A 19,531-nucleotide genomic window follows, 5' to 3' on the forward strand; every position below is an offset into this window, starting at 1 on the left:
CCGGTGTGACGTCGGCCCGGGGTCCGCTGCGCGCCGGACGGGTGTCAGCCGTCGTTCTCCGCCGACGGCAGGTACGCACCCGGCACATCGGCGGGCGCGTAGACCTTCTTGTCGCCGGGATACGGCTTGGTCCAGTTGTGGGTCTGGTACCAGGTGTAGCGGTTCATCTGCTCGTTGTTGGCGTAGTCGGGCACGGCGTGCGGGCCGGTCAGTCGCTGGTGCGAGGCCCAGTCCTTCCACTGCGCGGCGAGCTTCTGCTGGGCCTGCGGTACCGCTGCGGAGGTCGGTGCGAGTGCCGCCCTGGTGTTCTGGGGCGCCGGGGTGTCCGAGCCGCAGGAAGGCTGGGGGCTCACGCCGAGGGTCAGCGAGGTCCGGTTGGGCTCGGCCGTGAACGGGGTGTTGTCCGGCTTCAGGCTGAACGCCCCGTACATCGGGGTGGCCGCGCTGTCGAGCTGGTTCATCGGGTGGATCCCGAGGATCTGCTCGATGGTGCGGATCATCGTCATCTGCGAGTAGTAGTGGCTGTCGACGGTGTCGTGCCTGGCCCAGGGGCTGATGATCTGGACCGGGGCGCGATGCCCGTCGACGTGGTCGAGACCGTTCTGGGAGTCGTCCTCGACGACGAAGATCGCCGAGTCCTTCCAGTACTTGCTGTGGGAGATCTCGTCGACCATCCGGCCGACCGCCAGGTCGTTGTCGGCGACCTCGGCCGCCGCGTTGGCCGGGCCGCCGGTGTGGTCGTTGGAGAACCAGAACATGTTCAGGTTCGCGGGACCGTTCTTCTCGAAGTCCTGCTTCCAGATCTGTTCCTTGTAGATGTCCGGGACGTCGAGGTCGAACATCGGGAAGCCCTGCACGGACACCTTGTTGAGCGAGGGGATCGCCGAACCCGTCTGGATCGGGTACTGGGTCTGCGCCCCGGTGGCGTCCATGTTCTTGCTGTCGCAGTACAGGTTCTGCCAGGTCGCCCCGGCCGGCTTGGTCTCCAGCGACTGGAACTCGCCGAAGTCCTTGACCGACCGGCCGGCCGCCTGCGCGCCGCTCCAGATGAAACCGGTCTTCTGGTGGCCGAGGGCGTCGTTCTCGGTGTCGTAGCTGCGCTGGTACTCGCCGGCGGAGGACTCGGTGTACTCCGGGTTGTCCGACTGCATCAGCCAGTTGTGGCCCTCGGCGGAGTTCGTGCCGACGTCGTAGAAGTTGTCGTAGAGGCCGAACTGCTCGGCCAGGGCGTGCTGGTTGGGCGTGACGTTCTCGCCGAACGTGGTGAGCGAGGGGTCTCCGTCGCCCTGCGGCAGGTCGCCGTAGACCTGGTCGTACGTCCGGTTCTCCTTGACGAGCAGGAAGACGTGCTTGATCGTCGAGGGGTCGCCGAGCCGCAGCGGGACCGGCAGCGCCTTCCCGGAGGGCTTGCGGCCGGCCGTCAGGACCGAGCCGGGCGTCCAGCCGTTCTGCTTGAACACCTTGGCCGTCTGCGCCTTGACGGTCTTGTCGTCGGGCAGCGTGAACTGGGTCAGGCTCGACGTGGTGTCGTGGGTGTTGTGCCCGGAGGCGGCGGTGGGGCGGCGGGCGTCGATGCCTCGGGTGTTGGAGACGACGACGTTCTTGCCGACGGTGGCGATCCCGGAGGGGAAGTAGTCGGTCGGCAGCAGGCCGACGTAACGGGCGGGCTCCTGCGGGGACTTGTAGCGGTAGACGGCGACCGCGTTGGCGCGGCCGAGCGTCACCAGCAGCCGGCCGTCGTCGGTGAGCGTCACGGCGTTCGGCTCGTAGCCGACCTTCGCCTCCGGCCAGGGCTGGGTGGCGATGGTCTGTACGACCTTGTCCTTGGCCGTGTCGATGACCGAGACGCTGTTGTCGGCGGTGTTGGTGACGAACACCGCGCCCCTGCTCGCGTACACCGCGGTCGGGTGCAGTCCTACGTCGATGCCGGCGACGGCGGCGGAGGGGTCCGTCGTGTCGATGACGCTGACGGTGCCGGTGGTGGTGGCGCCGGTGTCCGGGTTGGCGGGCACCTGGGTGCCGTAGGAGTTGATGGTGGTGTCGCCGTCCTTGGCCGGACGGCCGCCCTCGTTGCTGACGTACAGCTTGCCGCCGACCAGGGCAATGCCCCGGGGGGCGTTGCCGACGGCCCAGCTCTGCTTGACGGTTCCGGTGGCCGCGTCGATGGCGACGACCCGGTTCTGGCCGTTGACCGCGGAGTAGACGGTGGAGCCGTCGGCCGAGAACACCGCGGCGGCCACGAGGGCGTGCTTGGTGCCGTCGGCCGGGATCGGGACGGTCACCGGGTTGGAGAGGGTGCCGTCGGCGCCGACCGTGAACTTGGTGTAGCCGTCGGTCTGGCCCAGCCACAGCTGCTTGCCGTCCGGCGAGTACGTCGGGCCCTCCTGGCCGACGGAGCCGCTCTTGATGCGCAGGTCGTCCGCCGCGTTGGTGCCGACCTTCTGGATCACCTGACCGCTCGCGAGGTCCAGGACGACCAGCGAGGCGTCACCGTCGGCGACCGAGGCCGCGAGCCGGCTGCCGTCCGGGCTGACCGCCGACGACATGATCTTGCCGTCGTTGACGACGGAGCGGGTGCCGTAGGGCTTGATGTACTGGTCGCTGGCGATGACCTGGCCGTTCGCGGTCTCGTCGGCGACCTGCTGGGTGCCGAACTGCCACGTCGACGCGACCGCGGTGCCCGTGACGCCGAGGGCCACCGCGATGCCCGCCGTGACCAGCACGGCGCGGCGGCCGACGCGTCTGCCGAAGAGGTTGACCTGATTCTTCTCGTTGATCCGACGCTGCCGTGTTACCTGCACGAGCTGTCCCTTCAGTGGACCCTTCGCTGGAACCTTCAGTGGGGGGTGAGCAGCTCGACGTTGCCGTCGAACTGCCAAAGCGGATTCGGTGCGTCCCCGGTCGAAGTCCGCAGCAGGAAGTAGCCGTTGACTTCCTTGGGACCGTCGCCGTCGGCCACGAACCGCCCGTCCGAGGTGATGTCGAGCTGATAGATCGCCGTCCCCGGGACCGGGACCCCGGGCAGATGCCACGTCACGACGCACCGCCAGTCGTTGCCCGCGCCCTCCTGGGCCGACTGGCCGTCGCTCTTGGTGCAGGCCGCCGAGGCCCGCAGTTGCGCCTCGGTGACGGCGGGACGGTGCAGCTCCTGTGTCTGCATGCGGTAGAGGTGGGCGAACGCCGTGGCCACCGACCGCTGGACCTTGTCCTGCTCGATGCCGGAGCCCATGGAGGGGGTCGCCACCGCGACCACGCCGACCGTGAGAGCGGTCAGCCCGGCCAGCGGCAGCGCGCCGACGGTGAGCGCCCGGCGCCCGGAACCGTCGTAGGCGAGGTTGGTGAAGTCGCGCCGCAGAAAGAGGAGATACGCCAGTACGGTCGCGAGCACGGCCCACGCCAGGCCGACCGCGACGCCGATCAGGAGCGGGCCGAGCTGGGCGGGGCTGGTGAACAGGCCGTTCCAGGCGATGAAGGCGTAGCCGGGCAGGGCGAGGCGCACGGCCACGGGCAGCGGCAGCATCTGGGCGACCGACATCGCGAGCGCGACGAGCGGGGGCAGCAGCAGTCCCATCGGGGACCGCCCCAGCGCGACCGACCCGAGCAGTCCGATCGCGGCGAGGGCCAGGGTGGGCGCGAGGGCCGCGACCCAGGCGAGCAGGACCCGCAGGGCTGCGTCCCCCGGTGCCAGGAGGTGGCCGTCGAGGCCGACCAGCGGCTGGTTGCCGACCGACACCAGCCCGCCGACCGCGCTGGACACGGCAAGCCCTGCGACCAGCAGCAGGATGACGGTGAGGCTGGCGAGCGCCTTCGCCACGAAGATCCGTCGCGGCGACCGTACGGCGACCAGCAGATGCCGCCAGGTGCCGAGCCGGTCCTCGACGGCGAACACGTCACCGGCGACCACCGAGGTCAGCAAGGGCAGCGCCCAGGTCCCCGCGAACCCGAGCATGACCAGCGGCCCGGCCCAGCCCGTGGCGTGCATCCAGCGCCCGAAGAGCGTGTCGGAGGGCAGCGTGCTCTGCCGGCTCACACCCGCGACGAAGAGGGCGGGAGCGGTCCAACAGGCGAGCACCAGCAGCCGGATCCGCCACTGCGAGACGAGCTTGACCAGTTCGAAGCGGTAGCCGCGCGAGACGGGGGCCCGGCGGGCGCTGACAACCTTGTCGGCGGTGACGGTCGCGGTCATCGGCCGGCCTCTTCCTGCTGCTCGGTGAGGGCGAGGAACGCGGCCTCCAGCGGCGATACGACGGGCGCGAGCTCACGCACCGCGACGCCCGAGCGCACGAGGCCCGCCACCAGTTCGTCGAGGGCGGGCACCAGGGCGCGCACGACGAGCAGTTCGTCGTCCTGCCGTATCCCGGCGTCGTCGACGACCCGGACCCCGTCCGAGGCGTCGGCCAGCCGTCGCGCGGTCTGCGGGTCGGAGGTCCGTATCCGGTAGTCGAGTTCACGGTTCTCGGCGGCCAGCTTGCCGAGCGGGCCGGAGAACACGACCCGTCCGGTGGCGAGGATGGTGACCTCGGAGCACAGCGCCTCCAGGTCGTCCATACGGTGGCTCGACAGCACCACGCTGGTCCCGCCCGCGGCGAGCCGGGTGAGGACGCGGTGCACATGCCGTTTCCCGGCCGGGTCGAGGCCGTTGGAGGGTTCGTCGAGCACGAGCAGCCGGGGTTTGGTGAGCAGGGCGGCGGCGAGCCCGAGCCGCTGCCGCATACCGAGCGAGAAACCGCGGGCCTTGTCGTCGGCGACGGCGGTGAGACCGACCTGGTCGAGCACCTCGTCGATGCCTGCGCTCCGGGCGTCCTCGCCGCGCAGTCGGGCCAGCGCGGCGAGGTTCTGCCGGGCGGTGAGGGAGGGATACAGGCCGGGCCCGTCCACGAAGCCGGCGACGCCCTCTGGGGCGTCGAACGCCCGCCCCACCGGCGTACCGAGAACCTCGAGCCGCCCGCTGTCGGCGACGGCCAGCCCCAGCAGCAGACCGAGCAACGTCGTCTTGCCGGCACCGTTCGGACCGACCAGACCGTGGATCTGACCCTCCGTCACATCCAGGTCGACACCGTCGAGTGCGACGACGTCGCCGAAGCACTTGGTGATCCCGCGAGCCACCACTGCGTGGAGTGTCCCCATGGGCCCCCCTTCTCCCGATGTCCGCACGGACCATAGGGACAACACACAACCCAGGCACAAACGCCGAGTTGAACTCCCGCGGAACGGATCGTCAAGGCGTAGGCAAATCGCGCGCATGACCACCGACGTGAATCGGACAGGGGCGGCACGGGGTGCGCATCGCGCTACGACGCGGACGCCCCGAAGGGGCGCGGGGCTGTGTCTGCATGCGCTCCGCCGCGCGGGCGCGACAGGCCACGACGGCGCCGCAGACGACCGACGGCCAAGCCGGTATGCGCGTCGGGCCGGATCAGCCGGTGTAGTAGCCCTCGATGTCCGCGACCACGTTGACGCTGCCACTGTTGTTGTAGATGTCGATCGACCCGTCGGAACCGACCGGCACCAGGGCCAGGTTGGCGCGGACGGCGCCGGCGGCGAGATTCAGGTTGGAGGCGCTGGGCAGTGCTGATCCGTCGGCGTAGGCCGAGAGCCAGGTGCCGGTGGTGGGCTTGACGCCGGTCAGGTTCACCAGCACCGCCTTGACTCCGGCCGGGATGCCGCCGGACCCCGCCACCTTGACATTGAGCTTGGACTTTGCGCCGAGCGTGCCCTGGGCCACGCCTGTGCCGTTGCGGGTGTCCAGCACCCGGGTCGGCGAGATCGGGAAGTAGGGCGAGCCCACGGCACTCGGGGACGTCGACACGTCGGAGACCACATAGCCTTCGAGGTCGGCGATCAGGTCCACGCTTCCGTAGCGGTTGTAGAGCTGGACCTGCCCGCTGCTGACCGGCGCGACGACCAGGTCGGCGCTGGTCTGGCCGGCCGTGAAGTCCAGTACGGAGCTGGTGGGGACACCGCCGGAGCTCGGCTCCAGGCCGACCCAGCTGGAGGCGGTGGCATCGGTCTCGGTGACGTTCAGCAGCACCGCGGAGGCGTTGGCGTAGTTGCCGTTCGGCAGGGTGAACGTGACCAGCCCGCCCGGCCCGACCCTGCCCTTGACGGTGTCGGTGCCGGTCCCGTTGCGGGTGTCCAGCACCCGGGTCGGGCCGGTCGTCTGGACGAGGCCGGCCCCGCCCAAGGTGACCGCGGCGGTGGTGCTGTAGTAGCCCTCGACGTCACCCACCAGGTCGACGCTGCCCGAGTGGTTGTACAGGTCGACGTAACCGTCGGCGGCGACCGGTACGGTGATCAGGTTCGGCGTGACCTGGCCGGGGACCAGGTTCAGGTTGGAGGCGGTCGGCCGGGTGGAGCCGTCGGGGTATGCGGTGATCACGGTGCCGGTGGAGGCGTTGACGCCGGTCAGGTTGAGGGTGACCGCCGTGATCCCCGTGGAGGGGATGCCCTTGACGCCCGCGATCTTCAGCCGCAGCACCGCGCCCGGGCCGACCTTCGCCTGGGCGGCGCCGGTGCCGTTGCGCGTGTCCAGGATCCGGGTCGGCCCGAAGGGCACGAATGCGCTGCCGACGGTGACCTGCTGGGTGGTCGTGGAGGTGTTCCCGCCGTCGTCCTTGACCGTCAGGGTGGCGGTGTAGGTGCCGGGCTTGGGATAGGTGTGGGCACCGAAGCCGCTGGTGCCGAGGTCCGCGGCCGAAGTGCCGTCTCCGTAGTCGACGCTGTAGTCGGCGATGCTCCAGTCGTCGGTGGTCTTGGAGGCGTCCGCCTGGACGGTGAGACTGCTGTACGGATAGGCCTGGCTGAGCGACAGGGCAGGCACCAGCGGAGCTTCGGCCGCGACGTCGACGTAGGTCTTTCTGCTGCCGGCGACAGTGGCCCCGGCCGCTGTGGTGGCGGTGACCGTGACGGGGTAGGAGCCGATCGCGGTGTAGGTGTGCGTGACGCTGGGGGTGGCGGAGACCACCGGGGCACTGCCGTCTCCGAAGTTGAAGGTGTAGCCGGTGATCTGGGTCTTCCAGGGGTTGGTCTCGTTCGCCGTGATCGTCTCGGACAGCGGGGCCGGGCCCTTGCTGACGGAGACGGCGGGCACCACCTGGTAGGGGTCCTGGTATTCCGTCGCGCCGCGGTCGTAGTAGCCCGGACCAGTACCGCTGTCGGCCACGAGCGGGTCGTCGACGCGGGGCTTCCTGTTGAAGTCGGTGCTGAGCTCGTCCGGTGCGTCGGCGTCGGCGGAGTCGATGAGCGGGCCGATGTTCACGCCGGTCGCGTCTGCGGCCACCGCGACGTACCGTTCGTGCTTTCCCTGGCCGGTCGCGGCCTGCAGATCGGCGGCGGTCGAGTAGGTCTGGCCGCCCCAGCTGTAGAGCGGGCCGCCGGACTCGGACGCGATGACGTTGTAGTCGTAGGTGGTGCCGCTGGTCGAGCCGGAGGACACCACCACCGGCGTGCTGGTGCCGTACCTCGCACAGCCGCCCGGGGCTCCGAGGAAGAAGGCGTTGTTCTCGATCGTCGAGCCGGAGGAGGCACCGGTGAGCGAGATCGCGGTATTGCAGCCGCCGTCGTCGGTGAAGGTGTTGCCCACCACGACCGTGCCGGGCGCACCCGCTGCGTTCACGGGAATCTTCTTCCCGTAGTAGAACTCGCTGCCGGTGATCACAGTCCCGCTGGCCCCCGACGCGATGTCCACGGCGTCCTCGCCCGGTTCGGGATCCATTTCGTCCCGGCTCAGCGTGGCCGTGCTGCTCTGCCCGTCGATGCCCACCAGCGCAGTCGAATAAGGGCCTTGGAACCGGTCCCCGTCCAACGTGACGTTGTTGGACCCGGCGACCGCCACGACCGGGGCCTTGGCGTTCGTCCCGATGAAGAAACCGTGCACCGCCACGTCGTGTACGTGGTCGAGAGTGAGCCCCGGGCCGGAGCCCGACTGTGGCGTGACGATCTGGGCAAGGAGCTGGTGCGTGTTGGTGCTGGTGGTGATGGTGACGGGAGCGCTCGCGGTGCCTGAGGTCTTCACATCGAGCTGACCGTAGTTCCCCCTGACCACCATCACTGTGTCACCCGGCTGCGCCGCGTCCACGGCGGTCTGCAGCGAGCAGTAGGGCTGGGTCTGCGAGCCCGCGTCGGCTGCGCTGTCGGAACAGTTCGACGTCGAGAGGTTGTTCACGTACAGGGTGCTGCCATCCGCGCGGGCGGTGGACGGAGTCAGCGCCAGGCCCGCGCCGAGAAGGCCAACTACGCCCACGAGGGCCGCGATCGAACGTGGCAGCACTGGCCCTCCAGTTTTCACATGATATTGCGGGCAATCTTGTCTGGTCGCCGAAAGGTTGACCAGATTTCAAAAGTATGGAGATCACCAAGACGTCGGTCCGCGCCCCCATCGGGGCGCTGCTCAGCCGCGCGGGCGCGACAAGCCACGGCGGCGGCGCAGACGAGAGACGCCCCATCGCCGCTCAGCCCCGGCGCTCAGCCCGCCCGCAGCATCAGCCCGATCCCCGCCACCAACAGCACCGCCGCCGCGATCCGCGGCGCCCCGAAGCGTTCCTTGAAGAACACCGCGCCGATGGCCGCCCCCACGATGATCGACGACTCGCGCAGGGCCGCGATCGGTGCCAGTTCGGCCTTGGTCTGGGCCCACAGGACGAGGCCGTACGCGGCGACGGACATGGCGCCGCCGAGCAGGCCCACCCCCGCGAACGGGCGGAGAACGGCGAGGAATTCCCCCCGCCAGCGGGTCAGCGCATACGCCGGGATCGCGAACCCCTCCACCGCCATCAGCCAGGCGATGTACCCGAGGGACGAGCCCGACGCCCGCACCCCCAGCCCGTCCACGACCGTGTACGCGGCGATGGTCAGCCCGGTGGCCAGGGCCGCGCCGATCGCCGCCCAGTTGGGCCGGCTGCCGCGCAGCCCCCACAGCGCGACACCGGTCAGGCCCGCGCAGGACAGCGCGATACCGCCGGCCGCCCACCCGTTCGGCACCTCGTGCGCGAACACGGCGGCGAGCACCGTGACGACCAGCGGCGCGGTCCCGCGGGCGATCGGGTACGCCTGCCCGAAGTCCCCCAGCCGGAAGGACCGCATCAGCAGCACGTAGTACGCGAGGTGGATGAAGGCGGAGGCGGCCAGGTACGGCCACGCCCCGGACGCCGGAAGGGGCACGAACGGCACCATCGCCAGCCCGATCAGCATCCCGCCGCCCGCGATCAGTGTGAACCCGACCAGCTTGTCCGTGATGCGGTGGGCTATCGCGTTCCAGCCGGCGTGGGTGACCGCGGCGCACAGGACGGCCGTGGCGACCAGCGGCGTCACGAGCTGCGCTCGCGCACGTCCACCAGGGTGGCTCCGGCGCGGGTGACGAGCTCCTTGGGCTCCATGGGGAACACGGCGTGCGGATGCCCGGCGGCGGCCCACACCACGTCGTGCTCCAGCAGCGAACGGTCGGCCAGCACCCGGGTCCTCGTACGGTGCCCGAAGGGCGGCACTCCCCCGATCACGTACCCGGTGGTCTCCCGTACGACGTCCGCCTTGGCCCGCGTCACCTTCTCGGCGCCGAGTTCCTCCCGCACCCGCTCGACGTCCACCCGCGACGCCCCGTCCATCAGCACCAGCACCGGAACCCCGTCCGCCGCGAAGATCAGCGACTTGCAGATCTCGCTCAACTCGCATCCGATCGCGGCGGCCGCCTCGGCGGCGGTACGGGTCGCGTCCGGGAAGCGGCGGATACGGCGGCGCAGGTCGTCGAGCCCCAGTTCGCCCAGGGCAGCGGCGAACCGGGGACTGGCTCCGGAGCTGTCGGTGACATCGGCGGTCGTCATGCACGGCACGCTAGCGCTGCGTGCATAGGGCACGCGACCGAGTTGTCCGGGGTCAGTGCGTGGTGGACGCGCTCGCGGACCGGTGGGGCATCGCTCCGGGGCCGTATCCACGGAAAACCGTCCGGGCGGAGCTGCGCGTGCCGCTCTGATACAAGTGTCGGATGGCGGTGAGCACGATGAACCCGAGGAAACTGCTGGGCAGGGTGCCGTTGACGGCGGTTGCAGCGGTCGCGGGGTTCCCGGTGGCGCTGCTCGGGCTGTTCGTCGCCGCGGTGGTGCCCAGCGGCTGGGCGTTCGCCGTGTTCGCCGCCGCGGACTACCTCGCCGAGCCCAAGGCGCTGCGCCGGATCTCAGGCTCCCTGCAGCCCCTCGGCCAGGTGTGCCTGAGCGTCACGGCGGGGTCGCTGCTGCGGGGCGCCGCGGCCCTCGTGCTGCTGGCACGGCTGGGAGACGCCCGGTCGGGCGCGTTCGTCCTGACCGCCCTCGGCTTCCTGGCGCTGCAGGCACTGCGCGGCGGTTACGCGGGACTGCTGCTGTTCGTCTGGTGGTGTCGGCGGCTGCCGGTGGTGACCCGGAACGTGGATCTGTCGGCGGTTCGGATCCCCGACGCGCCACCGCGGCTGCTGACGGACCTCCACCGGGGACCGCTCGCGCTCCTCGACCTGCCCCTGGTCGCCGGGACGGCCGTCGCGGCTGCGGCCGGGCCGAAGTGGGCTGCCGTCGGCGCGGGGATCGCGGTACTGGCCGCCCTGGCCGCGGCCGGGTGGCTGGCCCGGCACGCCCGGCGGGGACGGCACCTGGCCGCGAAGGGCAAGGTGCTGCGCACGGTGAACGAGCAGGTGGAGGCGTACCGTCCCGAGGTGGTCGTGTACTTCTCCGGCGCCCTGGAATCGGCGTACCAGCTCAACGGCTGGCTGCCGGTGTTCGACCGGCTGCGGCGGCGCGTGGTCGTCGTGCTGCGCGAGCGCGACATGCTCGCCCGGCTCGATCCGACGTCCCGGCCCGTGGTGTGCCTGCCGCTGGGCAAGGACCTGACCGCCTTCCGGCTGCCCGACGCGCAGGTGGCGCTGTTCGTGGCCAACGCCGCCAACAACACCCACCTGCTGCGGCTGCCGGAGTTCCGGAGCGTCTACCTCGGTCACGGTGACAGCGACAAGCCGACCAGCTCCAATCCGTTCACCAAGGTGTACGACGAGGTGTGGGTGGCGGGGCCCGCCGGGCGCGAGCGTTACGCGCGCTCGGGGTCGGGCGTGGCCGACGCGGACGTCGTCGAGGTCGGCCGCCCGTCGCTGGAGCGGCTGAACGCCACCGGCGGCACCTCCTCGTCGCCGATGCCGACCGTGCTCTACGCGCCCACCTGGGAGGGCTTCCACGGCGACCCTGGCGCGGCGACGTCACTGATCGGCATGGGACCGCGGATCGTACGGACCTTGCTGGAGCGCGAACCGCCGGTCCGCCTCCTCTACCGGCCGCACCCGCTGACCGGCACCCTGGATCCCCGGGCGCGCGCGGCACATGCCGAGATCCTCGCGATGATCGACGACGCGAACACGGCCCGGGACGCCCGCGAGGAGTTCCGGCGGCAGGACACCCGGGAACAGGCCGCGCAGGCGGCCCGGCTTCCGGAACTCGCCCGCCGCCTCGACGGGCTGCGCCGGCCCGCGCGCGGGGACGAGGCACAGGCCGCGCGGGACGCCGGAGTGCCCGAAGAGCCCCCCTCGGCCGCCTGGGAGTCGGCACTGGCGGAGTGGAACGAGGCGTACTGGGCGGCCGAGGGCTGGTGGCGCCACCGCGTCACGGGCGGCTCCCGACCGGGCCTGTACGACTGCTTCGACCACGCCGACCTGCTCATCGCCGACGTGTCCGGCGTCGTCACCGACTACCTGGCCACCGGCAAGCCGTACGGCGTCGCCAACCCCGCAGACCTCGCCCCCGACACCTTCCGCGACCGCTACCCGGCCGCCCGCGCCGCCCACCTCATCGCCCCGGACCTGACCGGCCTCGACGATCTCCTCGACGGCACCGACCCGCTGGCCAAGGAGCGACAGCAGCTGCGCACCTACCTGCTGGGCCCGGCCACAACAGACCCCCTGGCTCCGTTCGAACGGGCCCTGGACGACCTCCTCGCACGTGCTACTGCCGGTCAGGCGTACCACCCTTAAGGGGCGCGGGGCTGTGTCGATATGCGGCTCCGCCGCGTGGGCGCGACAAGCCACAACGGACCCGCAGACGACCGCTTGCCCCGTACCAGACCGCCCGTCAGGGCTTCTCGCCGAGAAACACCCGCCGAACCACCCGCTCCGCGGCATGCCCGTCATCAAACGCACAGAACCGCCGCCGGAACGCAGCACGCGCCTCCTCCGCCGCGCCGGAGGCAACCGCCCCGGAGCGAAACACCTCTACGAGCTGCTCCTCGCTCTCCGCGACAGCGCCCGGCGGCTCGGCCAGCAGGTCGAAGGTGACGCCCCGGTTGGCCCGGTACGTCTCCCAGTCCGGGGCGTAGACGACGATCGGCCGGTCGAGGCAGGCGTAGTCGAACATGATCGACGAGTAGTCGGTCACCAGCACATCGGCCGCCAGGCACAGGTCCTCGACGACCGGGTACGACGAGAGGTCGACGACCCGGGCGGCGCCCTCGGCCCGCGTCTCGGCGCCCGTCCGTGCGCCTTCGGCGTCGTAGTAGTGGGAGCGCAGCATCAGCACATGATCCGGTCCGAGCGCGGCCGCCAGCCGGGACGGATCCGGCAGCGGACCGGCGCCCCCGTACTCCCGGAACGTCGGGGCGTAGAGCACGGCGGTCTGGCCGGGCTCGATGCCCAGGCGGGCGCGGATGGCGGCGATCTCCTCCGGTCCGGTGCGGAAGTAACGGTCGTTGCGCGGATAGCCGGTCTCCAGCAGCTCGTAGCTGCCGGGGTAGACGCGCGGCCACACCTCGGAGGAGTGCGGGTTGGCCGACAGCAGGAAGTCCCACCGGGCGGAGTGCTCGCGCAGCCGCGTGAAGTTCATCCCCTGGGCGCCGACCGGGTAGTGCTGCTGGTCCAGGCCCATGGCCTTCAGCGGGGTCCCGTGCAGCGTCTGGACATGCACCGAGCCGCGGCGCTTGGACACGGTGTGCGGGAAGTTGACGTTGTTGACCAGGTATTTCGCACGCGCCAGGACGCGCAGGGAGCGCAGCGAGCCCTCCACGGCATGGTCCACCCCGGCGGGCAGCGAGGCGACGGCGTCCTTGCGCACCACCCACACGCCGTGGATGTCCGGGGCAAGTTCGCGGGCCGCCTCGTAGACGGCGCGGGGGTTGCACGAGTAGCCGCGGTACCAGTACGCCGCGTAGACGGCGAGCCCGTCGTCGATGGGGAGGCGCTTGTACGCCTCGTAGTAGAGGAGGGCCGGCAGGGCACCGGCCCGCCGCCGCGCCGTCCGTGCCGCGCCGACCGCTCCGCGCACGCCCCGGCGGGCCTTCAGACGCAGCCGGTTGACCGGGCGCAGCGCGGCGAACAGCCGGTAGTCGCCCCGCTCGACCAGGCGGAACTTCACGCCTCGCGCGCCGGGCGGGTAGGTGTAATCGGCGGGCCGGAAGCGGGCGAAGTGCTCGGCCATCCGGCGGAAGAACTCGCGCTGCCGTGCCGCCGGGACCCGGCCGGGTTCGTCGATGATCGTCGTGTAGTGCCAGATCGCCCGGTCGAACAGCTGGGCACGGAACTCCTCGGCCGCCGCGCCCCGCCCGTCCAGGAAGGCGAAGACCTTCTCGTACTGGCCGAAGACATCGAAGTGGCGGTCGCTGACGGTGGTGGTGATCGCGCCCGTACGCCGCTCGCGGTAGAGGTAGCAGACCCGGTCAAGCAGCGATATTCGCCCGGCGGCCACCAGGATCGGGTAGGTGACCGGCAGGTCCTCGTACAGCCCCTGCCCGAAGCGCACGCCCAGACCGGTCAGGAAGTCACGGCGGATCGCCTTGTTCCACGCGGTCATCATCAGCTCGAGCACACTGGGCCGGCTCCGCAGCTCGAACGCCTCGGGCGGCGGCGGATCACGCAGCAGGTGGGCGCGGGGAGCGGGCTCCACCCCGCCCTCGGGGAACAGTCGTGCGTAGTCGAAGAAGAGCACGTCAGGCCGGGTCGCGGTCAGTCTGCCGGCTATCGCGGCCAGGGATTCTTCGGCGATCAGGTCGTCGCTGTCGACGAACCAGACGTATTCCCCGCGAGCACGTTCCAGCCCCGCGTTACGGGCTTCGCCGAGCCCGCCGTTGCGTTCCAGATGCACGACCCGGATCCGCGGATCCCTGCTCGCGTACTCGTCGAGGATCGCCCCGCACCCGTCGGGCGAGGCATCGTCCACGGCGATCACCTCGAAGGAGGAGAACGACTGCCCGAGCATCGAGTCCAGACAGGGACGCAGATACTCCTCCACCCCGTACACCGGGAGAACGAGGCTGATCAGCACCTGGGACGGCTCCACGCATGACCTCCGGCCGACTGCGGGCGGCTAGCTCTACTGCGGAACGAAGCTACTGGGACCTGTAGGAGGCGGCGCGCCGGGCAAGGCGCCTCACACCCCACGGGCACGGTTGTTCCACACAGTAACGTCGCCTTCCCGCGCGTCGCCCTTTCATGGCGCCCAGGACCGCGCCGTTGCAGGCTGTTCCCAGGTCGAACTCTCCGCGAGTGCGCACACAAGGGAGGCGATGTGGGCCCCGAGAGGCGGGAAACACCGCGGCACGGGACGCAGGACGGCTCGACGCTGCGCCGCAGGACCTTCCTGGAGGCGTGTGCGTGCGCCGGGCTCGTCTCGGCGGCGGCCGGTGCCTGCGACCGTTCTCATGCCGCCGACGGCACCCGGGCGGCGACGGCCGCGCACCGGCCCGAGGCGGAGCGGGACCGGCCGGGGACCCCCGACTGGCGCATCCGCTCGCCGGGGCCGCCGGCGGCCGTCGTGGGGTACGCCGACCGGGTGAGTGTGACCCCGGGCGAGGAGTGCGGTCTGTACGTCTCCACGACCGCCCCGTCCTTTCGCGTCTCGGCCTTCCGTGTCGGCTGGTACGGCGGGGCCGGGGCACGGCTCGTCTGGTCGTCCGGGCGGGTGCCGGGCAGCGTCCAGCCGGAGCCGGGCTTTGTGACCGACACCCGCACCGTCCGCGCGGACTGGCGTCGGACCCTGAGCTTCGGGACGACGGGCTGGCCGGAGGGCGCGTATCTGCTGCGGCTCGACACGGAGGACGGTCACCAGCGCTATGTCCCGCTGATCGTGCGCTCCGCGCAGGGCGCGGGCCGGACGGTGCTGATGCATGCGCCCGCCACCTGGCAGGCGTACAACCGGTGGGGCGGCTACAGCCTTTACGCCGGCCCCTCCGGGGCGTACGCCGGACGGTCCCTCGCCGTGAGCTTCGACCGGCCCTACGACTTGGACGGCGCGGAGAAGTTCATGGTGTACGAGCGGGCGGCGGTGGTCCTCGCGGAACGGCTCGGTATCCCCCTCGCGTACACCACCGGGGTCGACGTGCACCGGGACCCGCAGGTGCTGCACGGGGCGGCCGCCGTCATCTGCCTCGGCCACGACGAGTACTGGACCCCCGAGCAGCGCCGGCACATCACCCGGGCCCGCGACGCCGGCACCAACGTGGCCTTCCTGGGCGCCAACACCTGCTTCCGCAGGATCCGCCTGGAGCCCGGCGGGGCTCTGCCCGAGCGCACGGTGGTCTGCTACAAGTCCTCCTTCTCCTCCGACCCCTGCTACACCACCCACCCCTCCTTGGTGACGACGGACTTCCGCCGCTCCCCGGCGGCCGACCCGGAGTCCTCCCTGACCGGCGTGCTCTACGAGGGCTACCCGGTGGACGCTCCCTATGTCGTCCACGCGGCGGACCACTGGCTGTACGAGGGGACGGGCGTACGCCCCGGTGACGGCTTCGACCATCTGGTCGGTGTGGAGTACGACCGGGTCACCCCGGGTGCGCCCGTCCCCGAACCCCTGGAGATAACGGCCCATTCCCCTGTGGTGTGCAACGGCGTTCGCAGCAGCAGCGACTCGGCGTACTACACCGCGCGAAGCGGCGCCGGAGTCTTCGCGACCGGCACCATGCGGTGGGTGGAGGCGCTGATGGCCGAAACCCCCGACGGGGGCCGGGACCACGGTATGGACGCCCGCACCCGCACCTTCGTCACCCGCACCACGGAGAACCTCCTGCACGCCTTCGCTCAGGGCCCGGCCGCCCGCCACCGTCCGGCACCACGCCCGAACATGACGGAGCTGTAGCGACCGTCAGCCCCCGAACGTCACCTGCTTCGCCTCCCTCACCGCCGCCGTGCGCCCCGGTGCCGAGTGGTACTGCCAGTACAGGTTCGTGTGGGCGATGACCTGGTCCGGCGGCGGGGCACCCCACTTGCTGTTGTCGTTCGTGGTGTGCGCGTCGGCGACCAGCGTGACGTCGTAGCCCCGTACGAACGCGCCGTGGATCGTGGAGCGTATGCAGGCGTCCGTCTGCGCGCCCGTCACGACGAGATGGCCGACTCCGGACGCGGCGAGGACCTGCTCCAGGTCCGTGCCCTCGAAGGAGTCGCCGTAGTTCTTGTGCACCAGCGGTTCCGCGTCGCGGCGGGCCAGTTCGGCCACGTACTGCCAGGCGTCGCTGCCCTTCTTGAGTCCCTCGTCGGAGTGCTGGACCCAGACGACCGGCACGTCCGCGGCGCGGGCCTTGTCGACGAGGTCGGCGATGGTGGCGACGACGGCGTCCCGCTCGTGCGCGGACGCCACGACGCCCTGCTGGACGTCGATCACCAGCAGGGCGGTGTGGGGGCGTTCCTGAAGAGTGGTCATGAGGTCACGTTAGGCGGCGCCACTGACAATCGCCCGGCGCTTGCGGCGCTCGGCGACCAGACCGCCCGCCGCGCCCAGGGAGACCAGGCCCATCATCGCGGCGGCGAGGATGCCCTTGATGCCGTCCATGGTGACGTACATGGCCGCGGCGGCGGCCCCGTTGAAAAGGAACAGGAACCAGAGCGTGCCCGGCCGGCCCAGGAACGCCTTGATCTTCGGCTTCTTCGCGAGGCGCGAACCCGCGAGCAGCGCGACGACCGTGCCGACGGCGGTCGCGAGGTTCTTCTGAGTGCTGTCGTCGATGACGGCACCCGCACCCGCACTGGCGGCCAGGCCGCCGACGAAGAAGCTCCAGAGCAGCAGGTCGGCGACGAACTTCCGGACGGCGGCGAAGGCGGAGCGCATGGCGTTTCCTTACGGGAGAGGGGGCGGCGGGGATGTCCCGCGATCTGCCCTCAACGATCCCGTCCGGCGCCTTCCGCAACGAGGGAGCGGCCTCCCGAACCCATGGTGTAGCGCACTACACCATGCGGCTCGGAAGGCCGCCCGCCACCGGCCGGAGTCTCAGGCCCGTACCAGTTCCCGGTCCTCGTCCGGGTCGCTGTCCTTCGCGTCGCCCTCGCCGAGGGTCTTCAGGCCCTCGCCCTCGACGTCCACGTTCGGCACCGCCCGGTCCAGCCACTTCGGCAGCCACCAGGCCTTCCTGCCGAGCAGGCCGAGGACCGCCGGGACGATCGCCATCCGTACGACGAACGCATCGAAGAAGACGGCGATCGCCAGGCCGAAACCAATCATCTTGATCATGGACTCGCTGGAGGTGATGAAGCCTCCGAAGACCGCGATCATGATGGCCGCGGCGGCCGCCACGACCCGCGCGCTGTGCCGGAAGCCGGTCACCACGGCCTGGCCGGGCGTCTCGCCGTGGACGTACGCCTCGCGCATGCGGGTCACGAGGAACACCTCGTAGTCCATGGCGAGGCCGAAGACCACGCCCACCATGAAGATCGGCATCATCGACATGATCGGGCCGGTCTGCTCGACGCCCAGCAGGCCGCCGAGCCAGCCCCACTGGAAGACCGCGACCACGGCACCGAGCGCGGCGAGCACGCTCAGCAGGAAGCCCAGTGCCGCCTTGAGCGGGACCAGGACGGAGCGGAAGACCGCGATCAGGAGGAGGAAGGCGAGGCCCACCACCAGGCCCAGATACGGGATCAGGGCGTCGTTGAGCTTCTGCGAGAAGTCGATGTTCATCGCGGTGGTGCCGGTGACCAGCACCTTCGCACCCGTGTCGGCCTTGATCTCGCCGCCCTGGTCACGGATGGCGTGCACCAGGTCCTCGGTCTGCACCGAGGACGGCTTCGAACCGGGGATGACGGTGATCGTCGCGGTGTCACCGGCCTTGTTGAACACCGCCGGGGTCACCGTCACGACGTCCTTGAGGCCCTTGATCCCGTCGGCCACCCTGTCGGCCGCCGCCTTGGGGGAGTCGCTGTCCTTGGCGTCGACGACGATCATCAGGGGGCCGTTGAAGCCGGGCCCGAAGCCCTCCGAGAGGAGGTCGTAGGCGCGGCGCTGCGTGGTGGAGGTCGGCTGCGAACCGTCGTCGGGCAGGCCCAGCTCCAGCTGGGTGGCCGGGACCGCGACCGTGCCGAGGCCGATCACGCCGAGCAGCAGCACGGCGGCCGGACGGCGGATGACGAAGCTCGCCCAGCGGGCGCCCAGACCGGGCTTCTCAGGGGTGCCGGCCGCGCTCCTGCGGCGCTTCTCGCCCGCCGCCCTGACCTTCCTGCCCGCGTAACCGAGCAGTGCGGGGATCATGGTCAGCGCGATGAGGACGGCCACGACGACCGTGCCCGCCGCCGCGAGGCCCATCTTCGTCAGCATCGGCACGTTGACGACCGAGAGACCCGCGAGTGCGATCACGACCGTGAGGCCCGCGAAGACCACCGCCGAACCGGCTGTCCCTGCGGCCCGTCCGACGGCCTCCTCGCGGTCGCGGCCCTCGGCCAGTTCGCTGCGGTAACGGGAGACGATGAACAGCGCGTAGTCGATGCCGACCGCGAGACCGATCATCAGGGCGAGGGTGGACGTGGTGTCGCCCAGGTCGAGGGCCTTGGCCAGAACGGTGATGGTGGAGACGCCGATACCGACGCCGATGATGGCCGTCAGGAGCGGCAGTCCGGCCGCGACCAGGGAGCCCAGCGTGATGACGAGGACGACCGCGGCGATGGCGAGGCCCACGACCTCACCGGCCGCTCCCGGCTCGGCCCCGGATTGCAGCGCGTCACCGCCGATCTCGACGGTCAGCCCGGCGTGCCGCGCGTCCTGCGCGGCCTCCTTCAGCGCGTCCCGGGAGGCCTCCTTGAGCTCCATGCCGGAGACCTTGTACTTCACGGACGCATAGGCGACCGTGCCGTTCTTGCTGACGGCGTGCGCCTGGTAGGGGTCGGCGACGGAAACCACCTCGGAGCCGTCGGCCAGCTCCTTCACCGTCTTCTCGACGGTCGCCTTGTTGTCGGCGTCGGTCATCTTCTCGCCCGCGGGCGCCTTGAAGACGACCCGTCCGGTCGCGCCGTCGGCACTCATCCCGGGGAAGCGCTGTTCCAGCAGGTCGAAGGCCTTCTGCGCCTCGGTGCCGGGTATCGAGAAGGACGTGGAGCCCGCGGCGGGTGCATTGGCGGCGCCGACCGCCGCGAGGGTCAGCAGCGCCACCCAGAACAGGGCGACGAAGTGCCGTCGCCTGAAGGCGAATCGGCCGAGTTTGTAGAGGAACGTGGCCACGGAGGCGTACTCCCGGTCAGGTCGTGGGTGTTTCAGGGCAGGGGTGATCGCCCGGCGGGGAGGCAGGGGTGATCGTCCCGACGACTTGAGCGGTGACGTCAGGTGGGCGAGGAGGTGCGGGGAGG

12 protein-coding genes are annotated in these 19,531 nt (G+C 70.9%); 2 read left to right on the top strand and 10 right to left on the bottom strand.

Annotated elements, in window-relative coordinates; genetic code table 11:
- Window positions 1–44: 44 nt before the first annotated feature.
- The 6 genes from ABD355_RS21945 to ABD355_RS21970 all read right to left on the bottom strand — a co-directional run bounded on the left by ABD355_RS21945 (window position 45) and on the right by ABD355_RS21970 (window position 9,815).
- A complete protein-coding gene (locus tag ABD355_RS21945) occupies window positions 45–2,801 on the bottom strand; it encodes an alkaline phosphatase family protein (protein ID WP_344402224.1) in 2,757 nt (918 codons plus the stop codon).
- A 35-nt stretch (window positions 2,802–2,836) separates the two neighbouring features.
- A complete protein-coding gene (locus ABD355_RS21950; RefSeq protein WP_344402225.1) occupies window positions 2,837–4,186 on the bottom strand; it encodes an ABC transporter permease in 1,350 nt (449 codons plus the stop codon).
- The gene (locus tag ABD355_RS21955) at window positions 4,183–5,127 is read right to left on the bottom strand and encodes an ABC transporter ATP-binding protein (RefSeq protein WP_344402226.1); all 945 of its coding nucleotides are present in this window, start codon (window positions 5,125–5,127) and stop codon (window positions 4,183–4,185) included. The genes ABD355_RS21950 and ABD355_RS21955 overlap by 4 nt, the downstream gene beginning before the upstream one ends.
- A 289-nt stretch (window positions 5,128–5,416) precedes the next feature.
- Window positions 5,417–8,269, bottom strand: a complete 2,853-nt coding sequence (locus ABD355_RS21960; protein WP_344402227.1) for a PKD domain-containing protein — start codon at window positions 8,267–8,269, stop codon at window positions 5,417–5,419.
- A gap of 194 nt (window positions 8,270–8,463) precedes the next feature.
- Complete coding sequence (locus tag ABD355_RS21965) at window positions 8,464–9,309, bottom strand: EamA family transporter (protein ID WP_344402228.1); 846 nt, start codon at window positions 9,307–9,309, stop codon at window positions 8,464–8,466.
- Window positions 9,306–9,815, bottom strand: a complete 510-nt coding sequence (locus ABD355_RS21970) for a YbaK/EbsC family protein (RefSeq protein WP_344402230.1) — start codon at window positions 9,813–9,815, stop codon at window positions 9,306–9,308. The genes ABD355_RS21965 and ABD355_RS21970 overlap by 4 nt, the downstream gene beginning before the upstream one ends.
- A gap of 161 nt (window positions 9,816–9,976) precedes the next feature.
- Between ABD355_RS21970 and ABD355_RS21980 the strand changes: the two genes are divergently transcribed.
- The gene (locus ABD355_RS21980) at window positions 9,977–11,977 is read left to right on the top strand and encodes a hypothetical protein (RefSeq protein WP_344402232.1); all 2,001 of its coding nucleotides are present in this window, start codon (window positions 9,977–9,979) and stop codon (window positions 11,975–11,977) included.
- Window positions 11,978–12,074: 97 nt separating this feature from the next.
- Here ABD355_RS21980 and ABD355_RS21985 read toward each other — a convergent pair whose 3' ends face one another.
- Window positions 12,075–14,270: a bifunctional glycosyltransferase/CDP-glycerol:glycerophosphate glycerophosphotransferase gene (locus tag ABD355_RS21985; RefSeq protein WP_344402234.1), complete on the bottom strand. Its 2,196-nt coding sequence runs from the start codon at window positions 14,268–14,270 to the stop codon at window positions 12,075–12,077.
- 228 nt (window positions 14,271–14,498) lie between these two features.
- Here ABD355_RS21985 and ABD355_RS21990 point away from each other — a divergent pair, with 228 nt between their 5' ends.
- A complete protein-coding gene (locus ABD355_RS21990) occupies window positions 14,499–16,064 on the top strand; it encodes a N,N-dimethylformamidase beta subunit family domain-containing protein (RefSeq protein ID WP_344402235.1) in 1,566 nt (521 codons plus the stop codon).
- Window positions 16,065–16,070: 6 nt separating this feature from the next.
- On the opposite strand, the gene ABD355_RS21995 is transcribed toward ABD355_RS21990, so the two are convergent.
- The 3 genes from ABD355_RS21995 to ABD355_RS22005 form a co-directional block, all read right to left on the bottom strand.
- Window positions 16,071–16,625, bottom strand: coding sequence for a cysteine hydrolase family protein (locus ABD355_RS21995; RefSeq protein WP_344402236.1), 555 nt, complete (start codon window positions 16,623–16,625; stop codon window positions 16,071–16,073).
- Between the two features lie 9 nt (window positions 16,626–16,634).
- Window positions 16,635–17,030, bottom strand: coding sequence for a hypothetical protein (locus tag ABD355_RS22000; protein WP_344402237.1), 396 nt, complete (start codon window positions 17,028–17,030; stop codon window positions 16,635–16,637).
- Window positions 17,031–17,189: 159 nt separating this feature from the next.
- The gene (locus tag ABD355_RS22005) at window positions 17,190–19,406 is read right to left on the bottom strand and encodes an MMPL family transporter (protein WP_344402238.1); all 2,217 of its coding nucleotides are present in this window, start codon (window positions 19,404–19,406) and stop codon (window positions 17,190–17,192) included.
- Window positions 19,407–19,531 lie beyond the last annotated feature (125 nt).

Source organism: Streptomyces longisporus, from assembly GCF_039532765.1.
GTDB classification, from domain to species: Bacteria; Actinomycetota; Actinomycetes; order Streptomycetales; family Streptomycetaceae; genus Streptomyces; species Streptomyces longisporus.